The organism is Nocardia sp. NPDC004068 (genome assembly GCF_042874315.1).
Classification (GTDB): Bacteria; Actinomycetota; Actinomycetes; order Mycobacteriales; family Mycobacteriaceae; genus Nocardia.
The window spans coordinates 77769-100673 of the sequence record NZ_JBIAMW010000014.1; the positions used below are offsets into that span (position 1 = coordinate 77769).

The 22905-nt window shown below is 70.5% G+C and carries 21 protein-coding genes; 14 read left to right on the forward strand and 7 right to left on the reverse strand.

From position 1 onward, the window contains the following. Positions 1-60 precede the first annotated feature (60 nt). Both radA and disA read left to right on the forward strand, forming a co-directional pair. Positions 61-1461 carry a DNA repair protein RadA gene (radA, locus tag ACFYTQ_RS29710; protein ID WP_387368250.1) on the forward strand — a complete coding sequence of 467 codons (1401 nt, stop codon included), beginning with the start codon at positions 61-63 and terminating at the stop codon, positions 1459-1461. Then, positions 1458-2720, forward strand: coding sequence for a DNA integrity scanning diadenylate cyclase DisA (disA, locus tag ACFYTQ_RS29715; RefSeq protein WP_387368252.1), 1263 nt, complete (start codon positions 1458-1460; stop codon positions 2718-2720). The genes radA and disA overlap by 4 nt, the downstream gene beginning before the upstream one ends. On the opposite strand, the gene ACFYTQ_RS29720 is transcribed toward disA, so the two are convergent. Continuing rightward, on the reverse strand, positions 2707-3357 hold the full coding sequence (locus tag ACFYTQ_RS29720; RefSeq protein WP_387368254.1) for a hypothetical protein: 651 nt from the start codon (positions 3355-3357) through the stop codon (positions 2707-2709). The two genes, disA and ACFYTQ_RS29720, sit on opposite strands and share 14 nt — an antisense overlap. A gap of 63 nt (positions 3358-3420) precedes the next feature. Continuing rightward, entirely contained in the window at positions 3421-4044 is a 624-nt protein-coding gene (locus ACFYTQ_RS29725) for a carbonic anhydrase (protein ID WP_387368256.1), read from the reverse strand. 149 nt (positions 4045-4193) lie between these two features. On the opposite strand from ACFYTQ_RS29725, the gene ACFYTQ_RS29730 reads away from it, so the two are divergent. Then, on the forward strand, positions 4194-5069 hold the full coding sequence (locus ACFYTQ_RS29730) for an A/G-specific adenine glycosylase (protein WP_387368258.1): 876 nt from the start codon (positions 4194-4196) through the stop codon (positions 5067-5069). Positions 5070-5181: 112 nt separating this feature from the next. Here ACFYTQ_RS29730 and ACFYTQ_RS29735 read toward each other — a convergent pair whose 3' ends face one another. The 5 genes from ACFYTQ_RS29735 to kstR form a co-directional block, all read right to left on the reverse strand. Next, positions 5182-6057 (reverse strand): metal ABC transporter permease, encoded by an 876-nt coding sequence (locus ACFYTQ_RS29735; RefSeq protein ID WP_387368260.1) that lies wholly within the window; start codon positions 6055-6057, stop codon positions 5182-5184. Then, positions 6054-6818 (reverse strand): metal ABC transporter ATP-binding protein, encoded by a 765-nt coding sequence (locus ACFYTQ_RS29740; RefSeq protein ID WP_387368458.1) that lies wholly within the window; start codon positions 6816-6818, stop codon positions 6054-6056. The genes ACFYTQ_RS29735 and ACFYTQ_RS29740 overlap by 4 nt, the downstream gene beginning before the upstream one ends. Before the next feature lie 146 nt (positions 6819-6964). Further along, the gene (locus tag ACFYTQ_RS29745; RefSeq protein ID WP_387368262.1) at positions 6965-7855 is read right to left on the reverse strand and encodes a metal ABC transporter solute-binding protein, Zn/Mn family; all 891 of its coding nucleotides are present in this window, start codon (positions 7853-7855) and stop codon (positions 6965-6967) included. Positions 7856-8011: 156 nt separating this feature from the next. Beyond that, a complete protein-coding gene (otsB, locus tag ACFYTQ_RS29750) occupies positions 8012-10585 on the reverse strand; it encodes a trehalose-phosphatase (RefSeq protein WP_387368264.1) in 2574 nt (857 codons plus the stop codon). A gap of 183 nt (positions 10586-10768) precedes the next feature. Beyond that, positions 10769-11425: a cholesterol catabolism transcriptional regulator KstR gene (gene kstR, locus ACFYTQ_RS29755; protein WP_387368266.1), complete on the reverse strand. Its 657-nt coding sequence runs from the start codon at positions 11423-11425 to the stop codon at positions 10769-10771. Positions 11426-11569: 144 nt separating this feature from the next. Here kstR and ACFYTQ_RS29760 point away from each other — a divergent pair, with 144 nt between their 5' ends. The 11 genes from ACFYTQ_RS29760 (at position 11570) to ACFYTQ_RS29810 (ending at position 22874) form a co-directional block, all read left to right on the forward strand. Further along, positions 11570-13723, forward strand: a complete 2154-nt coding sequence (locus ACFYTQ_RS29760; RefSeq protein WP_387368268.1) for an acyl-CoA dehydrogenase family protein — start codon at positions 11570-11572, stop codon at positions 13721-13723. Between the two features lie 25 nt (positions 13724-13748). Beyond that, positions 13749-14816 carry an acyl-CoA dehydrogenase family protein gene (locus tag ACFYTQ_RS29765; RefSeq protein ID WP_387368270.1) on the forward strand — a complete coding sequence of 356 codons (1068 nt, stop codon included), beginning with the start codon at positions 13749-13751 and terminating at the stop codon, positions 14814-14816. Next, positions 14801-15970 carry an acyl-CoA dehydrogenase family protein gene (locus ACFYTQ_RS29770; protein ID WP_387368272.1) on the forward strand — a complete coding sequence of 390 codons (1170 nt, stop codon included), beginning with the start codon at positions 14801-14803 and terminating at the stop codon, positions 15968-15970. Before ACFYTQ_RS29765 ends, ACFYTQ_RS29770 begins: the two co-directional genes overlap by 16 nt. A gap of 8 nt (positions 15971-15978) precedes the next feature. Further along, a complete protein-coding gene (locus ACFYTQ_RS29775) occupies positions 15979-16923 on the forward strand; it encodes a bifunctional MaoC family dehydratase N-terminal/OB-fold nucleic acid binding domain-containing protein (RefSeq protein ID WP_387368274.1) in 945 nt (314 codons plus the stop codon). Further along, positions 16920-17336, forward strand: a complete 417-nt coding sequence (locus ACFYTQ_RS29780) for a MaoC family dehydratase (RefSeq protein WP_387368276.1) — start codon at positions 16920-16922, stop codon at positions 17334-17336. Before ACFYTQ_RS29775 ends, ACFYTQ_RS29780 begins: the two co-directional genes overlap by 4 nt. After that, on the forward strand, positions 17333-18508 hold the full coding sequence (locus ACFYTQ_RS29785) for a lipid-transfer protein (protein ID WP_387368278.1): 1176 nt from the start codon (positions 17333-17335) through the stop codon (positions 18506-18508). The genes ACFYTQ_RS29780 and ACFYTQ_RS29785 overlap by 4 nt, the downstream gene beginning before the upstream one ends. Positions 18509-18727: 219 nt before the next feature. Next, entirely contained in the window at positions 18728-19666 is a 939-nt protein-coding gene (locus ACFYTQ_RS29790) for a DUF4129 domain-containing protein (RefSeq protein ID WP_387368280.1), read from the forward strand. Beyond that, positions 19663-20166 (forward strand): hypothetical protein, encoded by a 504-nt coding sequence (locus ACFYTQ_RS29795; protein ID WP_387368282.1) that lies wholly within the window; start codon positions 19663-19665, stop codon positions 20164-20166. The genes ACFYTQ_RS29790 and ACFYTQ_RS29795 overlap by 4 nt, the downstream gene beginning before the upstream one ends. Before the next feature lie 34 nt (positions 20167-20200). Continuing rightward, complete coding sequence (locus tag ACFYTQ_RS29800) at positions 20201-21163, forward strand: AAA family ATPase (RefSeq protein WP_387368284.1); 963 nt, start codon at positions 20201-20203, stop codon at positions 21161-21163. Continuing rightward, on the forward strand, positions 21160-22434 hold the full coding sequence (locus tag ACFYTQ_RS29805) for a DUF58 domain-containing protein (protein ID WP_387368285.1): 1275 nt from the start codon (positions 21160-21162) through the stop codon (positions 22432-22434). The genes ACFYTQ_RS29800 and ACFYTQ_RS29805 overlap by 4 nt, the downstream gene beginning before the upstream one ends. Beyond that, positions 22431-22874, forward strand: coding sequence for a hypothetical protein (locus ACFYTQ_RS29810; protein ID WP_387368287.1), 444 nt, complete (start codon positions 22431-22433; stop codon positions 22872-22874). Before ACFYTQ_RS29805 ends, ACFYTQ_RS29810 begins: the two co-directional genes overlap by 4 nt. The last annotated feature ends 31 nt before the right edge of the window (positions 22875-22905 follow it).

Here is a 22905-nt window from a genome sequence, read left to right on the forward strand (position 1 = left end):
GCGCGGAATCGCCTCGCGCCGTTGCCCGCTCGTGTCGGACCCGATCTCTAGGCTGCGCACGTGGCCAAGGTGAAATCGCAGTACCGATGTTCCGCGTGCGGGCACGAGGTCGCCAAGTGGGTGGGCCGGTGTCCCGGCTGCGGTGAGTGGGGTTCGGTCGACGAGGCCGCCCCCGTCGTGTCGTCCACCGGCGGCTCGGCCGCGCGCCGGGCGTTGCTGCCGTCCACCGCGGCCGCGCCCATCTCCACGATCGATTCGCAGATCACCCGCGCCCGCTCCACGGGGGTGAGCGAACTGGACCGGGTGCTCGGCGGCGGCATCGTCCCCGGGTCGGTGGTGCTGCTGTCCGGCGAGCCCGGGGTGGGCAAGTCGACGCTGCTGCTCGAGGTCGCGCATCGCTGGGCGCGCCAACGCGACGAGCGGTCGCTGTACGTCACCGCGGAGGAGTCGGCCGGGCAGGTCCGGCTGCGCGCGGACCGCACCGACGCGGTGCACGAAAGGGTCTATCTCGCAGCCGAATCCGATCTGTCGACCATTCTCGGGCACGTCGATCAGGTGCGGCCGACGCTGCTGGTGGTGGACTCGGTGCAGACCATGCTGGCCGCCGACGTGGACGGCGTGATCGGCGGCGTGACGCAGGTGCGCGCGGTCACCGCGGCGCTGACCTCGCTGGCCAAGGCGAGCGGTATCGCCGTGTTGCTCGTCGGGCACGTCACCAAGGACGGCAATCTCGCCGGGCCGCGCACGCTGGAACATCTGGTGGACGTGGTGTTGCAGTTCGAGGGCGACAAGCATTCCACGCTGCGCATGATCCGCGGCATCAAGAACCGCTTCGGAAGTGCCGACGAGGTGGGCTGTTTCGAGATGCACGACGACGGCATCGTCTGCGTCGAGGACCCGTCCGGCCTGTTCCTGCATCACCGCGCCGACGCCGTTCCCGGCACCGCCATCACCGTCGCCATGGACGGTAAGCGCCCGCTCGTCGGGGAGGTCCAGGGCCTCACGGTGGAAACCCAGGCGGCCATGCCCCGCCGCGCGGTCAGCGGTCTGGACTACAACCGCGTCTCCATGGTGCTGGCCGTCCTCCAGAGCCGGTGCGGCCTCTACCTCGGCAAATTCGAGGTCTACGCCGCCACCGTCGGCGGTATGCGCCTCACCGAACCCGCCGCCGACCTCGCCGTGGCCCTGGCCATCGCCAGCGCCGAACGCGGCAAACCCCTGCGCGCGGGCACCGTCATCCTCGGCGAGGTCGGCCTCGCGGGCGAGGTCCGCCGCGTCGCGGGCGCCACCCGCCGCCTCGCCGAGGCCGAACGCCTCGGCTTCACCGAGGCCCTGGTCCCGCCCGGCGTCGACACCTCCGGCCTCGGCCTGAAGATCCACGAGGTCACCGACGTCCGCACCGCCCTCACCGTCACCGGCCTGGCCAAACGCAACCGCCCCCGACTGGAGGCCGTCGAATGAGACCGGGCCGCTGGGTCACCAACCTCCTGGGCCGCCCCCTGGCCGCCGCGGGCCTGTCCCTCCCGCCCGCGGCAAATGCCCACTCCGGCAACGACTCCCACGCCGACCTCCCACCGGGCCCACACGGCCACCTACCCCTCGCATCGCCCGGTGGCCTTTCCCCGGGGGGCCTCTCCCTCGGTTCCCCTCGTGACCTTTCCCTCGGTTCCCGCCGCGACAGCGGCGCGGACGCTCTCGTCCGGGCCGTCGTGGCCCGGCTCGTGCCGGGGACAGGGCTGCGGGACGGGATCGATCGGATTCTGCGGGCTCGGACCGGGGCGCTGATCGTGCTCGGGTACGACGAGAGCGTCGAGCGGATCTGCGACGGGGGATTCGACCTGGATACGGAGTTCTCCCCGACGCGACTGCGGGAGTTGTCGAAAATGGATGGGGCCGTGGTGCTTTCGGCGGACGGGATGCGGATCCGACGGGCCAATGTCCACCTGGTCCCCGATCCGCTGCTGCCGACGACGGAGACGGGCACCCGGCACAAGGCGGCCGAGCGGACCGCCGCGCAGATCGGCTACCCGGTGGTCTCGGTGAGCCGGTCCACCAACCTCATCACCGTCTACGCCCACGGCGCCCGGCACCTGATCCAGCCCTCGGAAACCATTCTGGCGCGGGCGAATCAGGCCATGGCGACCCTCGATCGGTATCGGACCCGACTGGACGAGACGCTGCGGCGCCTCTCGGCCGCCGAGCTGTCCGACACGGCGACCCTCCGCGATGTGCTGAGCGCCCTGCACTGCCTCGAGCTGGTCCGCCGGGTGACCCACGAGATCGAATCCGACGTCCTCGAACTCGGCACCGACGGTCGCCAACTGGCCCTGCAACTCACCGAGGTGGTCGGCGACACCGATCGCGTCCGCCGCCTGATCGTCCGCGACCACGCGCGCCCGACCGCCGACGAGACCGTCGCCGACCGCGCCCTGGACGCCCTCGACCAACTCCACGAACTCGACCTGCTGGACCTGCCGAATCTGGCCCCGCCCCTGGGCTTTCCCGCGACGCTCGAGGCACTGGACACCACGACCGCACCCCGCGGCTACCGCCTCCTCGCGCAGCTCCCGCAACTCTCCGGCGAAGCCACCGAAACCCTGGTGGCGGCCTTCGGCACCCTCACCGACCTCCGCGCCGCCGACCTCCCCGGCCTCACCGCCCTCCCCGGCATCGACGAGGGGCTGGCCCGCCGAATCCGCGCGGCGCTCACGCGATATTGAACGGCTCCGGCACACTCCGCACCGAACCGAACTGCGCCACAACGGCATACGCCCCCGCCCCGACCGGCACCCGTTCCCCGGCGCAGTTCGGCTGCGAGGTCGTCCCCGACCAGGTGAGCGTGAACTCCGCCTGCTGCCCCCCGTTCAAGGTCCGCACATCTCCCGGACCGCCCTGATCGCAATCGGTGTTCGCCCACAGTCGGCGCTGCCCGTCGAGCGAGGTCACCGACACCTGCTGCAATCCCGAACCCATGTCCCGGGTGCAGGCGGCGGTGGAGATGTTCGTGATCACGATGCGGAACACCGGCTGTTCGCCCGATTTGTAGTTGGGTTGTCCCACCGCGACCTTCACCGCGAGCGACTGATCCGGACACTGCGACGGCGACCCGCTGGCCGCGGCGTTCGTGGTCGCGGCCGCGCTCGGCGAACTCTCCGCACCCGCGGCGGGCGCGGCGGAACCGGGGGAGGTCGAGGTCGAACTCGGCGCCGCCGCGGAGCTCGGCTTGTCGTCGCCCCCACCCAGCAGAAAGACCGCCAGCCAGATCAGCAGCGCGAGCACGACCACCAGCGCCGCGATCGCGAGCAGGCGGCGCCGCCAGTAGACCTCGGGCGGTAACGGTCCAGTCGGTTCCAGCACAGCGACAACGGTAAGCGCACGATCCGGCCGGTCCGGCTCACGCGCACGGCGTGTCGGCCCCGGTCAGGCCACTTCGCCGATGTTGCCGACGGCGCGATGCAGCTGCACCTTGCCGTCGGTGAGTTTGTATGTCACGCAGGCGATCGCGCACTCACCCGTCGCCACCCGCTGCGAAATGATCATCGAACGCTGCATGAGCAGGCGCGCGGTCTCCATCACGTGCCGCGCCTCGAGCTCGTCGACCTCGGTCAAGCCCTCGCGACGGCCCACCAGGATGGACGGGGTGACCCGCTCCACCACGCTGCGGATGAAGCCGCCCGGCACATCGCCGCCGTCGAGCGCGTCGATGGTCGCGCGCACGGCCCCGCAGCTGTCGTGGCCGAGCACGACGATCAACGGCACGTTCAGGATCTCGACCCCGTATTCGATCGAGCCGAGCACCGACGAGTCGATGACATGTCCCGCGGTGCGCACCACGAACATGTCGCCGAGGCCCTGATCGAAGATGATCTCGGCGGCGACGCGAGAGTCGCCGCACCCGAACAGGATCGCCGAGGGCTGCTGACCGGCCACGAGTTTGGCCCGGTCGGCGGCACCCTGGCTAGGATGCTGCAGCGTGCCGCTCACGAACCGCTCGTTGCCCTCGCGGAGGGCCTTCCAGGCACTGATCGGGTTGGTATGAGGCATGTGTCCCATTTTCCATACTGGGCCGGTTACCGGCGAGTCCGCCAAGTTACGTCCCGGCAAACCGGTGTCGGCCGGGTACGGGAAGTGTACGGAATGAGTGGTGCGGCGGCGGGCAGCGTGAGGGCAAACTGCGAGAGGACGGCGAACGCGTGAGCATCGACTCCGACGCCTTGATCGACTGGTACGACGAGACCGCCCGCGACCTCCCGTGGCGGCGGCCCGGGGTGACGGCCTGGCAGATCCTGATGAGCGAGATCATGCTCCAGCAGACCCCCGTCGTGCGGGTCGAGCCCATCTGGCGCGAGTGGGTCGCCCGCTGGCCCGTCCCGTCCGCCATGGCCGCCTCGTCCCAGGGCGAGGTCCTGCGCGCCTGGGGCAGATTGGGTTATCCCCGCCGCGCCCTGCGCCTGCACGAATGCGCCCGGGTCCTCGCCGACGAACACGGCGACGAGGTCCCCGCGGACGTGAACGTCCTCCTCGGCCTGCCCGGCATCGGCGCCTACACCGCCCGCGCCGTGGCCTGTTTCGCCTACGGGCAGCGAGTTCCCGTGGTGGACACCAACGTTCGCCGAGTGGTGGCCCGAGCCGTCCACGGCCGCGCCGACGCGGCCAACCCCGCCGCCCGAGACCTCGCCGAAACCGAGGCCCTCCTCCCCGGAGACGTCCCCCGGGCCGCCAAATTCTCCGCCGCCCTCATGGAACTCGGCGCCCTGATCTGCACGGCCAGAACCCCCACCTGCACCAATTGCCCCCTCCCACACTGCACCTGGAAATCCGCGGGCCACCCCCCATCCACCACCCCCCGCCGCACCCAGAAATACACCGGCACCGACCGCCAGGCCCGAGGCCGCCTCCTCGACGTCCTCCGCAACACCCCCACCCCCGTCCCCCGCGCCACCCTCGACCTAGCCTGGCCCCAAAACCCCACCCAACGCACCCGAGCCCTCGACTCCCTCCTAACCGACGGCCTCATAGAACAAACCCCCGAAGGTCTCTTCGCCCTAGCAGGCGAAGCCACCCCCTAACCGCAGCGCACGAACCCAGCCGCACCCTTTATTCGAATCCGCACCCCTTCCAGAGCCCTGAAACGGGTGCGGATCCGAATAAAGGGTGCGGCTGGGTTGTCGTGCCTGCGGGTCAAACGGGTATGGGGGAGCGGCGGTTTCGGGTTCTCGTGCCTATGAGGCGGCAGATGACGTAGATGGCGAAGGAGATCGCCGTGATGAAGGTGGAGACGGGGACGCCGGGGGCCAGGGAGAGGAGGATGCCGCCGACCGCGGAGATTTCGGCGAAGGCTATGGCGAGGAGCGTGGTGCGGAGGGGGCTGGCGGTCAGTTGGGCGGCGGCCGCGGCGGGGGTGATGAGGAGGGACAGGACCAGGAGGGCGCCGACGATCTGGACGCCGAAGGCGGCGGTGATGCCGAGCAGGACGGCGAAGACCACCGAGAGGGCGCGGACCGGAACACCGCGGGCCACGGCCACTTCCGGATCGGTGCTCGCGAACAGCAAGGGGCGGTACACGAACGCCAGCACCACCAGGACGCCGACGGTGCACGCCAGCAACAGCCCCAGCCCGCCGTCGCCCACGCTCACGACCTGCCCCGTCAGCAGCGAGAACTTCGACCCCGCCCGGCTCGGACCCAGCCACAGGAACAGCACCGACAACCCCAACCCGAACGACAGCACCACCGCGATCGCCGAATCCCGTTGCCGCGCACGGGCTCCCAGCACGCCGAACAACACCGCCGCCACCACCGAACCCGCGATGGCCCCGACCCCGACCCCGATCCCGGCCAGCAACGCCGCCGCGGCCCCGGTCAGCGACAGCTCGCTCGTCCCGTGCACCGCGAACGACATCTGCCGGCTCACGATCAGCGGTCCGATCGCCCCGGCGAGCAATCCGAGCAGCGCCGCGGCCAGGATCGCCTGCCGCACGAAGTCGTAGGAGAGCAGATTCGCCGTCACCTGGAGATCGACCATCCGCGTGAAGACCTCGGACAACTTCTCGATCACGCCGCGCCCTCCTCGGCCCCGACGACGACCAGCCGCCCCCGCACCCGCACGACATCGACCTGGGTCCGGTACAGCTCCGAGAGCACCTCGGAGGTCATCACCTCGTCCGGCGTGCCGATCCGGAACTTCCCGTCCACCAGATACAGCACCCGATCCACCAGCGGCAGCACCGGATTGATCTCGTGCGTCACGAACAGCACCGCCGTCCCGTGGTCGCGCCGCCGACGGTCGACCAGCTGCGACACCAGCCGCTGATTCGCCAGATCCAGGCTCAGCAACGGCTCGTCGCACAGCAACACCTTCGGATCCCCCGCCAGCGCCTGCGCCACCCGCAGCCGCTGCTGCTCCCCACCCGACAACGCGTCCAACGGCGCGCGCGCGAAATCCTGCGCCCCGACCTGAGCGATGGCCGCGGCGACCCGTGCCCGCCGCTCCCCGCGCCCCCGCCAGCCCGGCCCCCACCGATGTCCGTCCACCCCGAGCCCGACCAGATCGATCCCGCGCAACTGCACCCCGGCGTCCATCGTCTTCTGCTGCGGAATGTACCCCACCCGCGGATTCCCCAGTCGCGCAGGCGAACCCGCGATCTCGACACTCCCGGCGCTGAGCGCGATCTGCCCCAAGAGCATCCGCAACAGCGACGTCTTGCCGGACCCGTTGGGCCCCAGCACCGCGACGAACTCCCCGGCCGCCACATCCAGATCCAGCCCGTCCCACAGCGTCCGCTCCCCGAACGCGAGCCGCGCCCCCCGCAGCCGCACCGCGGGCTCGGCGAGCTCACCCGCGCACGCGGCATCGAACGGACAATCGGTTTCGGCTAGTGCGGGAGTGGCGCCCGGAGTGCCTGTCACACCGTTCGCAACACGTTCGCCGAGGTCTGCCTTCCCGGACATCACCACTCCCGTCGTCAGCCCAGCGCCTTGGCCAGCGCCTGGGCGTTCCCGATCTGCCATTGCAGGTAGTCGCTGCCCGCGGGCAGGGTCTCGGTGACCTCGACGACGGGGACACCGGCGGCCGTGGCGGCCGTGGCGACGTCGCGGGTGGTCTTGTCCTCGGTCTGCTTGTTGTAGACCAGCGCGCGAACCTGCTTGCCGTTCAACAGGTCCCGGACCGTGGCGACGTCGGCGGGGGCGGGATCGGTGCCCTGCTCGACGGCCTCGGCGAAGGCGTGCGGGGTGCGGTCGTCGGTCCCGGCGGCCAGCAGCAGGTAGTGCGCGATCGGTTCGGTCTGTAGCACAGGCGATTTCGGGTGCTCGGCAGCGATCTTGGCGGTGATCGCGGAGATCTCCTTCAGCCGGGCGCGAAAGGCGTTGGCGCGGTCGGTGTATGCCTGCGCGTGCTGGGCGTCGATCGTGCCGAGTTCGGACGCGATCCGGGTCGCCACCGCGTCGACGGTGTCCACGTCGTACCAGATGTGCTCGTTGTCATCGGATTTCGCCGCACCCGCGCGCAGCTCGAAGGCATCGATGGTCGGCTTGTCGCGACCCTCGGCGGCCTTCTCCGCGAACTCGTCGTAGTGCCCGCCGTTGAAGATCACCAGCCCCGCCTCGCGGATCTTGGCCGCGTCCGACGGACTGGTCTGGTACTCGTGCGGATCCTGGGTGGGCTGATCGATGATCGACTCGACCGTCATGTCCGGCCCGGCGACGGCGGCGGCGATGCTGCCCCACGCGCTGGTGGAGGCGACGACGGTGTGCTTGCCGGCGCCCTCGGAGCTGCTCGAGCAGGCGGTCAGGGCTGCCGCTGCCGCGACCCCCAGCACGACGGCGAATGATCGGACGACGAGACTTCTGTTCACGCGGGGGTACTCCTGCACAGCACTTAACGGAAACGATTTCCATTTGAATGTAGCGTACGTGTCCATAGCCGGTGACATCGATCTGTCCGATTCCCGTGTGGTCCTCGACACGACGAAGGCCCGTGACCGTGGTCACGGGCCCTCGACGCGGATTCGCTACTGAACCAGTGCGGGCACCGGCTGGCTGAGCAGCTGGGCGCAGCGCAGCAGACCGAGATGGCTGTACGCCTGCGGATGATTGCCCAGCGAGCGCTCGGCCACCGGGTCGTACTCCTCGCTGAGCAGTCCGGTCGGCCCGGCGACGTCGACCAGTTGCGCGAACAGCGCCTCGGCGTCGGACCGCTTGCCGATCAGCAGATACGCCTCGACCAGCCAGGCCGCGCAGAGGTGGAAGCCGCCCTCGCCGCCGGGCAGGCCGTCGTCGTGGTGGTACCGGTACACGGTCGACCCGCTGCGCAGTTCGGCCTCGGTGGCCACCACGGTCGCCGCGAACCGCGGATCCGACGGATCGATCAGCCCGCTCAGCCCGATGTGCAGCGTCGCCGCGTCCAGATCGGTGCCGTCGTAGGCCGCGGTGAAGGACTGCACCTCCTCGTTCCAGCCCTTGGCCTTGACCTCCTCGGCGATGGTCTCGCGCAGCTCGACCCACTCCGGATCGGCGAACCGGTTGAACCGCTGCGCGAGTTGCAGCGCGCGGTCGACGGTCAGCCAGCCCATCACCTTGGAGTACACGTGGTGGCGCGGGTTGCCGCGGATCTCCCAGATGCCGTGGTCGGGTTCGCGCCAGCGCCGCTTCACCGCGGAAACCATGGCGTGCACCAACTCCCAGTCCCGATCCGGCAGCGCCTTGGCGGGATCGTGGATGCCCTTGCGCTCGCGGGCCGCGGCCAACTCGGCGATCAGGTCCACGATCGGACCGAACACGTCCAGCTGCACCTGCATGTTCGCGGCGTTGCCCACGCGCACCGGCCGCGACCCCGCGTATCCGGGCAGCGAGTCGATGACGGCCTCGGGCGGCAGCGTCTCGCCGTAGAGCGTGTAGAGCGGATGCAACCGCTCCGGCCCGGCCAGGGTCTCCAGCACCCGGTGCACCCAGTCCAGGTACTCCTCGGCCTCGTGCAGCGAGCCCAGCCGCACCAGCGCGTGCGCGGTGAGCGCGGCGTCGCGCAGCCAGCAGTACCGGTAGTCCCAGTTGCGCACGCCGCCGATGTCCTCGGGCAGCGAGGTGGTGGCCGCGGCCATGATCGAACCGGACGGCTGATGCACCAGCCCGCGCAGCGTCAGCGCCGACCGCTTCATCAGATCCGGCTTGAGCGGCGGCAGCTCCAGCTCCTCCGACCAGTCCCGCCAGTACCGTTCGGCCTCGGACCGCCGCTCCGCCTCGCTGACCATGGCCGGAGCCAGATCCGAGGTGCCGCAACGCATTTCGAGCACGATCGGCCCGCGCGAGGGATCGACCACAGCACGCGCGGTCTGGTGGATGCCCTCCTCGATGATCTCCCACGCGACGCCGGGGGAGCGCAGCACGATCGGATCGTTGGTGCCGTGCACGCGCAGGCCCGCGGGTTCGCGATCGATGCTCACCGGCACCTGACCGAACTCCGGCCGCGGCGCGAAGGTGACCACCGCGCGCGCGACGCCGGTGATGACCCGGGTCAGATCGGTGCGCTCGGGCGCCACGTCGTGCGGCAGGTAGTCGAGCACTTGCAAACTGGACCAACGGGTTTCGACGGTCATGGTGCCGTCCACGTACCGCTGCGACAGCGGCAGCCCGGGACGTTCCGGCGCGATGGTGAAGTGTCCGGCATCCGGCCCGCCGAGCAGATGCGCGAACACCGCGGCCGAATCCGGCTCGGGGTGACAGAACCAGGTGACCGTACCGTCCGGTGTCACAAGACCTTTCGAGCGCGGACTGGCCAGCATGGTCAGCCGCTCGATGCGCGGGGCCGAGGCGCCCGCCAGCCAGGTGCGCCGCTCCTCGAGCAGGAACGCCAGCGCCCTGGCCACCTCCTCGGTGCTGGCCACCCGGTACTTGGCCAGGCTCTCGCCGTCGCCGACCTTGATGCCGACATCGGGACCCGACAGCCGCGCGAACGCCTTCTCGTCGGTCACGTCGTCGCCGAAGAAGACCGCCGCGGAGGCGCCCTCCTGATGCCGGATGATGTCGAGCGCGTCGCCCTTGTCGGTCTGGATGACCGCGAGTTCGATGACGGCCTTGCCCTCGGTGACCTGCACGCCGACCCAGCTCGCGGGGCCCTGCCGGGCCTGGTGCAGGGCGCGTCGGCCGACCTCGGGCGCGGCGTTGCGCACGTGCAGCGCGACGCTGGCCGGTTTGGTCTCGACCGCGGCGCCGGGATTGTCCTCGGCGATGCGGTTCAGGGAGTTCTGCACTTCCTGCAGTAGGTGTTTGGCGTCGTTGTCGATGGCGTGCACGAAGCCGACGTCGAATTCCGAACCGTGACTACCGATCAGCTGGACCTCGACCGGAAGCCGGGACAGCGCCGCGAGATCGCGCAGCGCCCGGCCGGAGATGACGGCCGCCGTGGTGGCGGTGAGGCCGGCGAGCGCGCGTAACGCGCTCACCGATTCCCGATGGGGATAGGCCTTCGCCGGGTCGGACACTATGGGCGCGATCGTCCCGTCGTAGTCCGATGCGACAAGTAGCCGCGGCATGCGGGCTACCGCGGACAAGGCACGGCGAAGTTCCTGTGGCAAATCCTGTGCGCTCACGCATCCAACCTAGTGATCGGAGGAGAAATGGCAGGGCGCGAGAAACTCTACTGGGTGAGGTTTGCTCGCATGTACGCGCAGTGATACGAGACGTTTACAGACGCCTCGCCGTACGCGTCCCCCATTTTGCGGGATCCTGCCGTACGTTGACTGGTTTGCCACGCGGAAGGGTAGGCAAACTTCTCAGGATTTGTCGCCCAGCAGCAGGTCGACGGTCAGTTCCAGCCGCTCTGTGACGTCGGTCGCCGAGGCCCGCCGGGTGAGCCACGCCACCAGGTTCGACAACCATACGTCGCTGATGACCCGGGCAATGGCCAGATCCCGGTCGGTCGGTTCGCCGTCCTCGATGGCCCGCGCGAAGAACCGGTCCATGACCCGGCCGACCCGGTCGACCTCGGCGGCGGCCGAGGCGTCGGCGAACATGAACGCGCGCGTCATCGCCTCGGTCAGCAGCGGGTCGCGCTGCATGGCCCGGGTGACCTGGGTGAGCAGCAGATGCATGCGTTCGCGCGGCGATTGCCCGGGCAGCGGTTTGCGCTTGCTCTCGAACTGTTCGAACTCGCGCGCGAGCGCGGAGACGAGCAGATGCACCTTGGACGGGAAGTAGCGGTACAGCGTGCCCACGGCGACATCGGCGCGCTCGGCGACCGCGCGCATCTGCACGGCGTCGTAACCGCCCTTGGACGCCAGCGCGAGGGTGGCGTCGAGGATCCGCTTGCGCCGCTCCCGCTGCGCGGCCGAGCTCAGCTCGTCCTCGCTGAGCGTGCTGACCGGTGCGGTGCGCGCGCGGTTTCCGTTCGGCGCACCCGAGTCCGCCGGCTCTCGGGAGGGACTGGCCATCGATGAAAGTCCTTTCCTGCAAACGTCGTAGCGCGGCTGGGGTGCGTGGCCGCTCGCGGTGGAATCGTCTCTTGACTTCCGCCCGGATGGAATATTAGAACATGTTCTAGGTGTGGGAGTCACGCCGGAAAGGCGGTATGCGGTGTGAGCATCGCCACCACTGACGAGCATAAAGCGGTTCAGGAGTCGATGCGCGGATGGGCCGCGTCGATCCGGCCGATTGCAACACTGCGCCACGGCGGCCCCGAGCACTGGCGGGAGTACTGGCCGAGCCTGGTGGGGCTGGGCATCTTCCGCGTCGCCGTGCCCGAGGCGGGCGGGGACGCCGAGGGTTCGGTCGCCGACCTGGCCGTGCTCCTCGAACAGGCCGCGCACGATCTGGTCGGCGGGCCCGTCTCGGCGACCGCGCTCGCCGGTCTGGTGACGAACGGGGCGCTCGCCGAGGACGTTCCGTGCGGCATCTCGCTGGGCGATCCGATCGCGGTGTCCGCCAAGGGGTCCGGTGCGTTCGAGTTGACCGGAACCTTCGAAACCGTGCTGGGCGCGGCCGCGGGCACCGCGGTGCTGCTCCGGGTGGACTCCGGTCGCTGGGCCCTGCTCCCCGCCGGGACCGACGGCCTCACCGTCGAATCCCATCCGCCCTTGGACACGTCCACCCCCCTGGCCCGGGTCACTTGCGCGGCCGTCCGGATCGCCCCCGAGCAACTGTTCGAAACCGATTACGACGCAACCGATCTCATCGCCGCCCTGGTGGCCGCCGAACTGGCGGGGATCGCGGGCTGGTGCCTGGAGACCGCGACCGAGTACGCGAAGGTGCGCGAGCAGTTCGGCCGCCGGATCGGGGAGTTCCAGGCCGTCAAGCACATCTGCGCGTGGATGTTGTGCCGCACCGAGCTGATTCGCGCGGTCGCCGCCGACGCCGCGGCCGCCGTGGACGCGCGCACCGACGAACTGCCGCTGGCCGCCGCCATCGCCCTGGCCGTTTCGCTCGACGCGGCCGTGGAGACCGCCAAGGACTGCATCCAGGTGCTCGGCGGCATCGGCTTCACCTGGGAGCACGACGCCCATCTGTATCTGCGCCGGGCGGTCGCCCTGCGCCAGCTGCTCGGCGGTTCGGCGCGCTGGCGGGCCCGGGTGACCGAACTCGTGCGGGCGGGCATGCGCCGCACCGTCGGACTGGAATTGGGACTGGACGAGGGCGTCGGCGAATCCGCCTGGGACGCGGTCGGACTCGACCCGGCCGGGGCCGCCGAACTCGCCGCGGATCTCGCCCGGATCGCCGCGCTGCCGATCGACCGGCGCCGCGACGCCCTCGTGGACACCGGGCTGCTCGCCCCGCACTGGCCGCCGCCGTACGGGCGGGGCGCGGGCCCGATCCTGCGGTCGCTCATCGACGAACAGGTGCGCCGCGCGGGAATCACCGTGCCGGACATCCAGATCGGCAACTGGGCGGTGCCCACCCTGTTGCAGTACGGCACGCCCGAGCAGATCGAACGCTTCGTGGAGCCGACGCTGCGCGGGTCGGTGGTGTGGTGCCAGCTGTTCAGCGAACCGGACGCCGGTTCGGATCTCGCGGCGCTGCGCACGACGGCCACCCGGACCGAGGGCGGCTGGCGGCTGCGCGGTCAGAAGGTGTGGACCTCGCTGGCCAATGTCGCGAACTGGGCGATCTGTTTGGCCCGCACCGACGCCGCCGCGCCGAAACACCGTGGCATCAGCTATTTCCTGGTCGACATGAGCAGTCCGGGGATCGAGGTGCGGCCGCTGGTGCAGATCACCGGCGAGGCGCGTTTCTCGGAGGTCTTCCTCGACGATGTGTTCGTCCCCGACGACGGTCTGGTCGGCGAATTGGGCGCGGGCTGGAAAATCGCGCGCTCCACTTTGTCGAACGAACGAGTCGCCATGGGCGGAAGCGGAATCGGCGACGAACTCGAGCGATTGATCGAAACGGCTCCGACCGCCGGACCGGGCGCGGAATTGATCGCGGACCGGCTCGGCGGATTGGTCGCCGACGCGGTCGCGGGGCTGCTCGTGGAAACCCGAGCGGCCCAGCGCATGCTGGCCGGGGTGGACCCCGGACCGCAGAGCAGCGTGCGCAAACTGGTCGGCGTCCGGCACCGGCAGGCGGTCGCCGAATTCGCCGTGGAACTCGCTGGTGTGGTGGGCGCGCGGGAATCGGATGTGGTGAAAGAATTCTTGCTGACGCGCTGCTTGTCGATCGCAGGGGGCACCGAGCAGATCCTTTTGACCGTGGCCGGTGAACGGATTCTCGGGCTCCCGCGCGAAACGCACGGCTGAATCCACACCTCAACGGGGAGATTGAATGGATTTCGATTACGACGAGAGCCAGGACGCGGTCGCCGAGGTTGTCGTGAATCTGCTGGAACGCGACAGCGCCCGGGATATGGCGCTGTGGCCCGCGTTGGTGGACAGCGGCCTGCTGATCGTGGCGCTGCCCGAGCGATTCGGCGGCGACGGCCTGGGACTGCTCGAGGTGAGCGCGCTGCTCACCGAACTGGCCACCGACGCCGCCGAACTGCCCGCGCTCGCCACGCTGGGCCTCGGTGTGCTGCCGCTGCTGCGCACCGCGCCGGACACGCTGGCGGAGCGGATCTTTCCGGCCGTCGCCGAGGGCGCGGTGCTCACCGCGGCCCTGAACGAGCCCGGCGCGCCCTTCGCCCCCAAGCCCGCGACGACCGCGGTGACCGAGGGCGATCGGGTGCGGTTGCGCGGCCACAAGGTCGCCGTGCCCTATGCCGCGCAGGCGAAATGGCTGCTGGTGCCGACCGATTCGGGGATCGCGGTGGTCGAGGCGGACACGCCGGGCACGACCCTGACACCGTCGCCCGCCTCGACCGGAATGCCGGAATTCTCCGTGCGTTTCGAGGATGCCCGCATCCCGGCCGACCATCTGCTGCCGAGCGCGGGTCTCGCCGATCTGCACCGCTCGGCGGTGGCGTGTCTGGGCGCGGTGGCCGACGGTCTGCTCAAGGGCGCGCTCACCCTGACCGCCGAACACGTCCGGACCCGGCACCAGTTCGGCAGACCGCTGGCCGAATTCCAGGCGGTGGCCCAGCAGATCGCCGATCTCTACGTCACCTCGCGGACCCTGCACGTCGCGGCGGCGTCGGCGAATTGGGCGCTGGCGCAACCGGATCCGAGCCCGGAGTTGCGGGCCCGCGTGGACGACGATCTGGACGTGCTGGCCTATACCGTCGCCGCCGACCTGCCCGCGGCCATGCAGAAGTGTCATCACCTGCACGGCGGCATCGGCGTCGACGTGACCCATCCCCTGCATCGCTACTACTCACAGGCCAAGGACATCGCCCGCTGGCTCGGCGGCGCGTCGTTCCGGCTGGACCGTTTGGGAGCCCGATGTTCATCGACCTGACCCCGGAGCAGCGCCGGCTGCGCGACGAATTGCGTTCGTACTTCGCCGATCTCGTCACTCCCGAGGAGGAGGCCGAGATGGCGGTCAACCGGCACGGCGACGCCTATCGCGCGGTGGTGCGGCGGATGGGCGGCGACGGGTGGCTCGGCATGGGCTGGCCCAAGGAGTACGGCGGGCACGGCTTCGGACCGGTCGAACAGCAGATCTTCTACAACGAGGCGGTTCGCGCCGATGTGCCGCTGCCGCTGGTGACGCTGATGACCGTCGGGCCGACCCTGCAAGAGTTCGGCACCGAGGAGCAGAAGCGGAAGTTCCTGCCCGCCATCCTGTCCGGCGACGTGCACTTCGCCATCGGCTACTCCGAACCGGAGGCCGGAACCGATCTCGCGGCGCTGCGCACCAGCGCGGTCCGCGACGCGAACGGCGATTGGATCGTCAACGGCCAGAAGGTGTTCACCACCGGCGCCCACGAGGCCGACTACGTGTGGCTGGCCTGCCGCACCGGCACGGTCGAATCCCGCCACCGCGGCATCACGATCCTCATCGTGGACACCAGGGATCCGGGCTACTCGTGGACGCCCATCATCACCTGCGACGGCGCCCACCACACCAACGCCACCTACTTCGACAACGTGCGCGTGCCCGCGAACATGCTCGTCGGCGAGGAGAACCGGGGTTGGAGGCTGATCACCACCCAGCTCAACCACGAGCGGGTCAGCCTGGGCCCGTCCGGCAAGATCGAGCAGCTCTACGACCGGGTCCGGGACTGGGCGCAGCGGCGCGGCGTGCTCGGCGAGAGCGATGTGCGCCGCTCGCTGGGCCGCATGCACGCCATGGTCCGGCAGAACGAGTTGCTGAACTGGCAGGTCGCCGCGAGCGCCGACCACGCCGCCGATAACCCCATGGGCGTGATCGCCGACGCCTCGGCCACCAAGGTCTATTCGACCGAGGCGTTGCAGGAGGCGGGCCGCCTCGCCGAGGAGATCGTCGGCCGTCACGGCGACTACGCCGATCCGGCCACGGCCGAGCTGCTCGGCTGGTTGGACCGGCGCACCAAACAGAACCTGGTGGTGACCTTCGGCGGCGGCGTCAACGAGGTCATGCGCGAGCTGATCGCCACCGCGGGCCTGCGACTGCCCCGCGTACCGAGATAGGAGTGTCCGTGCCGGAAGCATTGACAGCGGACGAGATTCGCGCCGCGGGCGCGCGCGTCGAGGCGGCCGGGGAGAGCGCGCCGCGTCTCGCCCGCGACCCGGTGAACCAGCCCATGATCAACAACTGGGTCGAGGCGATCGGCGATCGCAATCCGATCTACGTCGACGAGGAGGCCGCGCGCGCGGCCGGACATCCCGGCATCGTCGCCCCGCCCGCCATGGCCCAGGTGTGGACGATGCCCGGCCTGCACGGCGCGCGGCCCGCCGACGATCCGATGAACGCCGTCAACGACCTGCTCGACCGCGCCGGGTACACCTCGGTGGTCGCCACCAACTGCGAGCAGACCTATCATCGGTACCTGCGGCTGGGCGAGCGCCCGCAGGCGCGCACCCGCTTGCAGGATCTGGTGGGCCCCAAGCGTACCGCGCTCGGCGAGGGCTGGTTCGCGACCTATGTGCTGACCTGGTACGTGGGTGATGAGGCGGTCACCGAAATGCGTTTCCGGATGCTGAAATTCGCGCCCGGCACCGCGAAACCCGCCGCGCCGCAGGATGATCCGAGCAAGCGCGTCCGCCCGATCGTCTCGCTCGACACCGAATTCTTCTGGGCCGGAGCGAAACTCGGCGAACTGCGCATCCAGCGGCTGCCCGACGGCACCCTGCGGCATCCGCCGGTTCCGGCGCTGTGGCAGGACAAGGCCGAACCGGTCGACTACGTGGTCGCCTCCGGCAAGGGCACCGTCTTCAGCTACGTCGTGCACCACGCCCCGAAGGTGCCCGGCCGGAGCCTGCCGTACGTGGTCGCGCTGGTCGAACTCGAGGAGGGCGTGCGGATGCTGGGCGAGCTGCGCGGCGTCGAACCCGATCGGGTGCGGGTGGATCTGCCCGTCGAGGTGGCCTTCGAGCAACTCGACGACGACACCGTGCTGCCGTACTGGAAGGTGCTCGCATGACCGCCACGCTGAATCCGGCCACCGTCGCGGTGGGCACGGCCCTGCCCGAGGCGGTCGTGCACGCCGATCCCACCTTCGTCGTCTCGACGGCCCTGGCCACCAGGGACTTCCAGGACGTGCACCACGATCGCGACAAGGCGGTGGCGCGCGGCTCCAAGGACATCTTCGTCAACATCCTCACCGATATGGGCATCGTGCAGCGGTTCGTCACCGACTGGGCCGGGCCCGCCGCGGTGATGCGGTCCAACGCGCTGCGGCTCGGCGTGCCGCTCTACGCGGGTGACACCCTCACGCTGTCGGGCACGGTGACCGCGGTCGAGGGCGACGAGATCCACATCGAGGTGGTCGGGCGGGACAGCCTGGGCGACCACATCCGGGCACAGGTCGTCATCGCGATTCGGGAGCGGGCGTGAGCAATTCGATCAGCGGCAGGGCCGCCATCGTCGGCATCGGGGCGACCGACTTCTCCAAGGACTCCGGGCGCAGCGAGTTGCGGCTCGCGGCCGAGGCGGTCTCGGCCGCGCTCGCCGACGCGGGGCTGACGCCCGCGGACGTGACCGGGCTGACGACGTTCACGATGGACACCAACACCCAGGCCGCGGTCGCGCGGGCGGTGGGCATCCCGCATCTGACGTTCTTCAGCAACATCCCGTTCGGCGGCGGCGCGGCCTGCGCGACCGTGCAGCAGGCGGCCATGGCCGTGGCCACCGGCATCGCGGACGTGGTGGTGGCCTACCGGGCGTTCAACGAGCGGTCCGGGCACCGGTTCGGCCAGTTCTCCACGCAACTGGCCACCGCGCCGACCTCCTCGGGCGTGGACGCGGCCTGGGCCTATCCGCAGGGGCTGGGCACGCCCGCCGCGCAGGTGGCCATGGTCGCCCGGCGCTACATGCACGTCTACGGCGCGACCAGTGCCGACTTCGGCCGGGTGGCGGTCGCGGATCGCAAGCACGCCGCGGTCAATCCGGCCGCGCACTTCTACGGCAAGCCGATCACCCTGGAGGATCATCAGAACTCGCGCTGGATCGCCGAACCGCTGCACCTGCTGGACTGCTGTCAGGAGACCGACGGCGGCGTCGCGCTGGTGATCACGAGCGCCGAACGGGCGCGGGATCTGCCGCAGCGCCCGGCCGTCATCGCCGCCGCCGCGCAGGGCTCGGGCGCGGATCAGTACGTGATGACCAGTTACTACCGCGACGCCCTGACCGGGCTGCCGGAAATGGGTCTGGTCGGCGAACAACTCTGGGCGCAAAGCGGTTTGCGGCCCGACGACATGCAGGCCGCGATTCTCTACGACCACTTCACGCCCTTCGTGCTGATGCAGCTCGAGGAACTCGGATTCTGCGGCCGTGGCGACGCCAAGGACTTCATCGCCGACGGCGCGATCGAGGTGGGCGGGCGGCTGCCGCTCAACACCCACGGCGGTCAGCTCGGCGAGGCGTACATCCACGGCATGAACGGCATCTCCGAGGCGGTGCGGCAGCTGCGCGGCACCTCGGTCAACCAGGTCGAGAACGTGACCAACATGGTCGTCACCGCCGGGACCGGGGTGCCCACCTCCGGGCTGGTGCTCACCACGAACTGATCGGTCTTCGCCCGGAAAACCATTGCGCACAGTCGCTTTCGAATGGCGAATGCGAAATTGCGTTCTGTGCCGGATGGAAGCCGGTAGGGGGAATCGGTTGTGCCCATTCACAACCGTATATGGAATCGACCTGGTGTTTCCGATTCTCCTGCTGGCGAACCGCGCGGCATGTAACGATGTGGCTGTTTCCGGCAGTTGCGAATACTTTGGGAGAGGCCAGTGGGTCGGGTGGGTACGGCGATACCGCGCGCGATCGGCTCGATCGTGCTGCTGGTGCTGGCCGTGTTCGCCCTGCGCGGCTTCGTCCCGGGAACCGCTGGGCCGCACGCGGTCTCGCCGCCCTCGGCGGTGACCGTCGCGCTCATGCCGGTGCTGTCGCTGGTGTCGGTGGTGATCCTGCTCGCGGGCGTGCTCACCAGTCAGCACCGGCTCCCGCTGGCGCTGCCCGAGCGGGATCGGGACCGCGAACGCCCCCCCGGTCGACTGCGCCGGATGGGCCTGGCCCTGCTGGTGGTGCTCGCCGTGCTGGCCGTGTCCGCCGCGATCGCGTGGTCGATCCGGCTGCTGGCCCCGGGCGGGTCCGCCACCCCGGAGACCCCCGCGCCGCGCCCCGCCCCGACCACGGCCGTGCCGACCACCCCGCCGGACCCCCATCCGTTCTCGGGCACACCGCATCTCACCGGGCGCACCCTGGTCCTGGTCGGCGCGACCGCGGGCGCCCTGATCGCCACCGCCTTCGTCGGACTGGTGGTGGTCGCGGTGAGCACCCGCCGTCGCCCGGCCGCCCCCGACGACGCGCCCGCACCGGCGGCGGCCGAACCCCCGGTCTCGCTCGCGGAGGTGGCCGAGATGGGTCTGGCGGCCATGATCGCCTCCGGGCAGGACGCCCGCGAGGCCATCATCGCCTGCTATGTCGCGATGGAACGCGGCCTGGCCCTGGCCCGTGAGGTCGCGCCGCTGATCTCCGACACCCCCTCCGAGGTGCTGGCCCGCGCGTTCGAACGCGGTGCGCTGCACGACGCCTCGGCCCGCGAACTGGTCGCGCTGTTCGAGGAGGCCCGGTTCAGCCCGCACGCCATGCTGGAGTGGCAGCGCATGCGCGCCGAGCAGCTGCTGCGGATCGTGCTGCGGGATCTGCAGGGAGAAGAGGTCCGGTGAGGCGTTCGATGATCGTGGGCGGCGCGATCGTGGTGATCGCGCTGGTCGAGCTGGCGGCCCCCGCCGAGCGACGGGATCTGATCCCGCTGCTGGTGGCGGCGCCGCTGGTGGTCGCGCTGGGCCTGCTGGCCTGGTCGCTGGTCGAGGGCGCCCGCGCCGCGAGTCGAAAGGATCCGGCCGACAACGAGATCGAGAACGGCCCCGCCGAGATGTTGCGCCGGTGGCGGGCCCGCGCGCAGATGCTGGCCGACCGGGCCGACGGCTCGCGCGCGGACTGGGACCGCCATCTGCGTCCCCTGCTGGCCAAGGAGTTCGAGCTGTCCAGCGGCCATCGGATCGCCAAGAATCGCCGGGCGACCGAGGCCGCCGGACTCATGCAGTTCGGCCCGGAGCTGTGGCGCTGGGTGGATCCCGCCGATTCCGCGCTGCGCGACCAGACTTCGCGGGCGCCCGGCCGGGCGGCCCTCGACGAGATCCTGCGCCGACTGCAGTCGATGTGAAAAAGGTGCTACGAGTGTGACTTCGAATTCGAATATGACGACTCCCATGGACGTCACCATCAAACGCACCGAGGCGGTGCTGCGCGAGATATCCCGCGTGGTGGTCGGCAAACGCGAAGAGCTGCAACTGATCATGGTCGCGGTGCTGGCGGGCGGGCACGTCCTCATCGAGGATCTGCCCGGCCTGGGCAAGACGCTCATCGCGCGGTCCTTCGCCGCGGCGCTGGGCCTCCAGTTCACCCGCGTCCAGTTCACCCCGGACCTGCTGCCCGCGGATCTGATCGGCTCGACGATCTACGACATGAACTCGGGCCGGTTCAATTTCCGGCGCGGTCCGGTCTTCGCCAACATGCTGCTGGCCGACGAGATCAACCGCACCCCGCCCAAGACGCAGGCGGCCCTGCTCGAGGCCATGGCCGAGGGGCAGGTCAGCATCGACGGCGAAACCTTCCCGCTGCCACAGCCGTTCATCGTGCTGGCCACCGACAATCCGATCGAGTACGAGGGCACCTACCCGCTGCCCGAGGCCCAGCTCGACCGGTTCGCCGTGCAGTTGCGGCTGGGGTATCTGTCCGAGGAGGACGAGACCCAGATGATCCGCCGCCGCCTCGAGCGCGGCGCGGTGCCGCCGCAGGTCGGTCAGGTCGTCGACGCCCAGGGGCTGCTGGAGATGCGCCAGGCCGTCGAATACGTGACCGTGCATCCGGACGTGGTCACCTACGTGGTGGCGCTCGCCGCCGCCACCCGCGGCCATCCGCAGGTGGAGGTCGGCGCGAGCCCGCGCGCGGAACTGGATCTGGTGCAGATGGCCCGCGCCCGCGCGCTGCTCATGGGTCGCGACTACGTCATCCCGGAGGACGTCAAGGCATTGGCGATTCCGGCGGTGGCGCACCGCATCACGCTGCGCCCGGAGATGTGGGTGCGCCGCATCCGCGGCGAGGACGTGATCGGGGAACTGCTGCGCCGCCTACCGGTCCCGCGCGCCAGCGTGCCATGAGGCATCGCGACGTCACCTCGATCGCCGAGGCCGAATTGCGCTGGCGCCCGGCGGCATTGGTGTTCATGCTGGCCGGGGCGGCCGCGCCCGCGCTCGCCCTGGCGGTGATCCTCGGCCGCTGGCAGCTGCTGATCTTCGCCGCGCCCATGCTCGGCGTGCTCGCCAGCGCTCCGATGCAGTCGGCGCGCACCAGGATTCAGGTCGACGGCGCGGGCGTGCTGCGCTGCTTCGAATCCGAGGAGGTGGTGCTGCCGGTCGCGGCGTTCGTCGAGGACGGGCACGCGCTGCTGCGCTGCAAACCCGAACCGATCGAGGGCATCGAGGTGCGGGTGGAGGAGGCGGTGGACTCCGGCCTCACCCCGGCCGGGCTGCGGCTGGCCCTGTCCACCGCGCGCTGGGGCCGCTATCCGGTCCGGGTCCGGGTGACCGCGCTCAGCCCGGCCGGGCTCGCGGTGGCCTCGGTGTCGCTGCCCGCCGGACAGGTCTACGTGTACCCGATCGCCGATCCGCAGCGAATGCGCCTGCCGCGCACCGAACTTCCCGAGCGCATCGGCACCCACCTGACCCGGCGGCACGGGCCCGGCGTCGAATACGCCGACATCCGCGTCTACGCGCCGGGCGATCAGCTGCGCACGGTGAACTGGGCGGTGAGCGCGCGCCGCGGGCGGCTGTTCGTGACCGAGCGGCTCACCAACCGGGCCGCCGACGTGGTCGTGCTGGTGGACACCTCGTTGCAGGCCCCGGGCCCGGCCTCGGATTCGCTGGAACTGTCGGTGCGCGGCGCGGCCCAGGTCGCGCAGTCGGCCCTGCAGGCCGGGGACCGCACGGCCGTGGTGTGCCTCGGGCAGGCCCCGCGCTGGCTGCGGCCCGACATCGGGCGGCGGCAGTTCTACCGGATCGTGGACACCGTGCTCGACGTCGGCGACGAGCACATCGTCACCTCGGGCACGCTGGCCCCGCACACCGCGGTGCCGCTGGGCGCGATCGTGGTGGCCTTCTCCACGCTGCTCGACACCCAGTTCGCGCTCGCGCTCATCGATCTGCGCAAGCGCGGACACGTGGTGGTGGTCGTGGACGTGTTGCGCGGCACGCCCTTCCGCGACGGCCTGGATCGCACGCTGGCCCGGATGTGGCAGCTCGAACGGGCCGCCATGTACCGGGACATGGGCACGGTCGGGGTGGACATCGTGCCCTGGCCCGAGGACGCCCGGCTCGATCAGGTGGTGCGGATGCTGCCCGCGCATCGCCGTGTGGTGCGGGTGAAGCGATGACCCGATTCCTCGCCGTGCTGTCTGGGCTGCTGCTGACCGTGGCCGTGGCCGTCGCGCTGCCCTGGGCCGCGCTCGCCGCGGCCGCCCTCGTGGTGGCGGGCTGGTGGTGGCGGATCTGCGCGGTCGGCGCGGTGTTCGTGGCGCTGGGCGCCCTCGCCTGGGCCGACCCCGGCGCGCCGGTCGCCGCCGCCACCGGTGTGGTCGCCACGACGTATCTGCTCAACATCGCGACCGTGCACGCCCCGAAGGGTGTGGTTCCCACCACGTTGCCCTCGGTCGCCGGGGCGCTGATCGCCACCGGCGCGGCCGTCGCCGCGAGCGTGGTGCCCGCGCATTTCGCCTGGTTACCGCTGGCCGCGCCGGTTCTGGTGATCCTCGCCTACGCGGGCGTCGTGCGGGGGGTGACCCCCGAACCGGCCCCGGAGTCGACCGATCGGTAGGCTGAGACGACAGGGCGTAATACTACTTCAT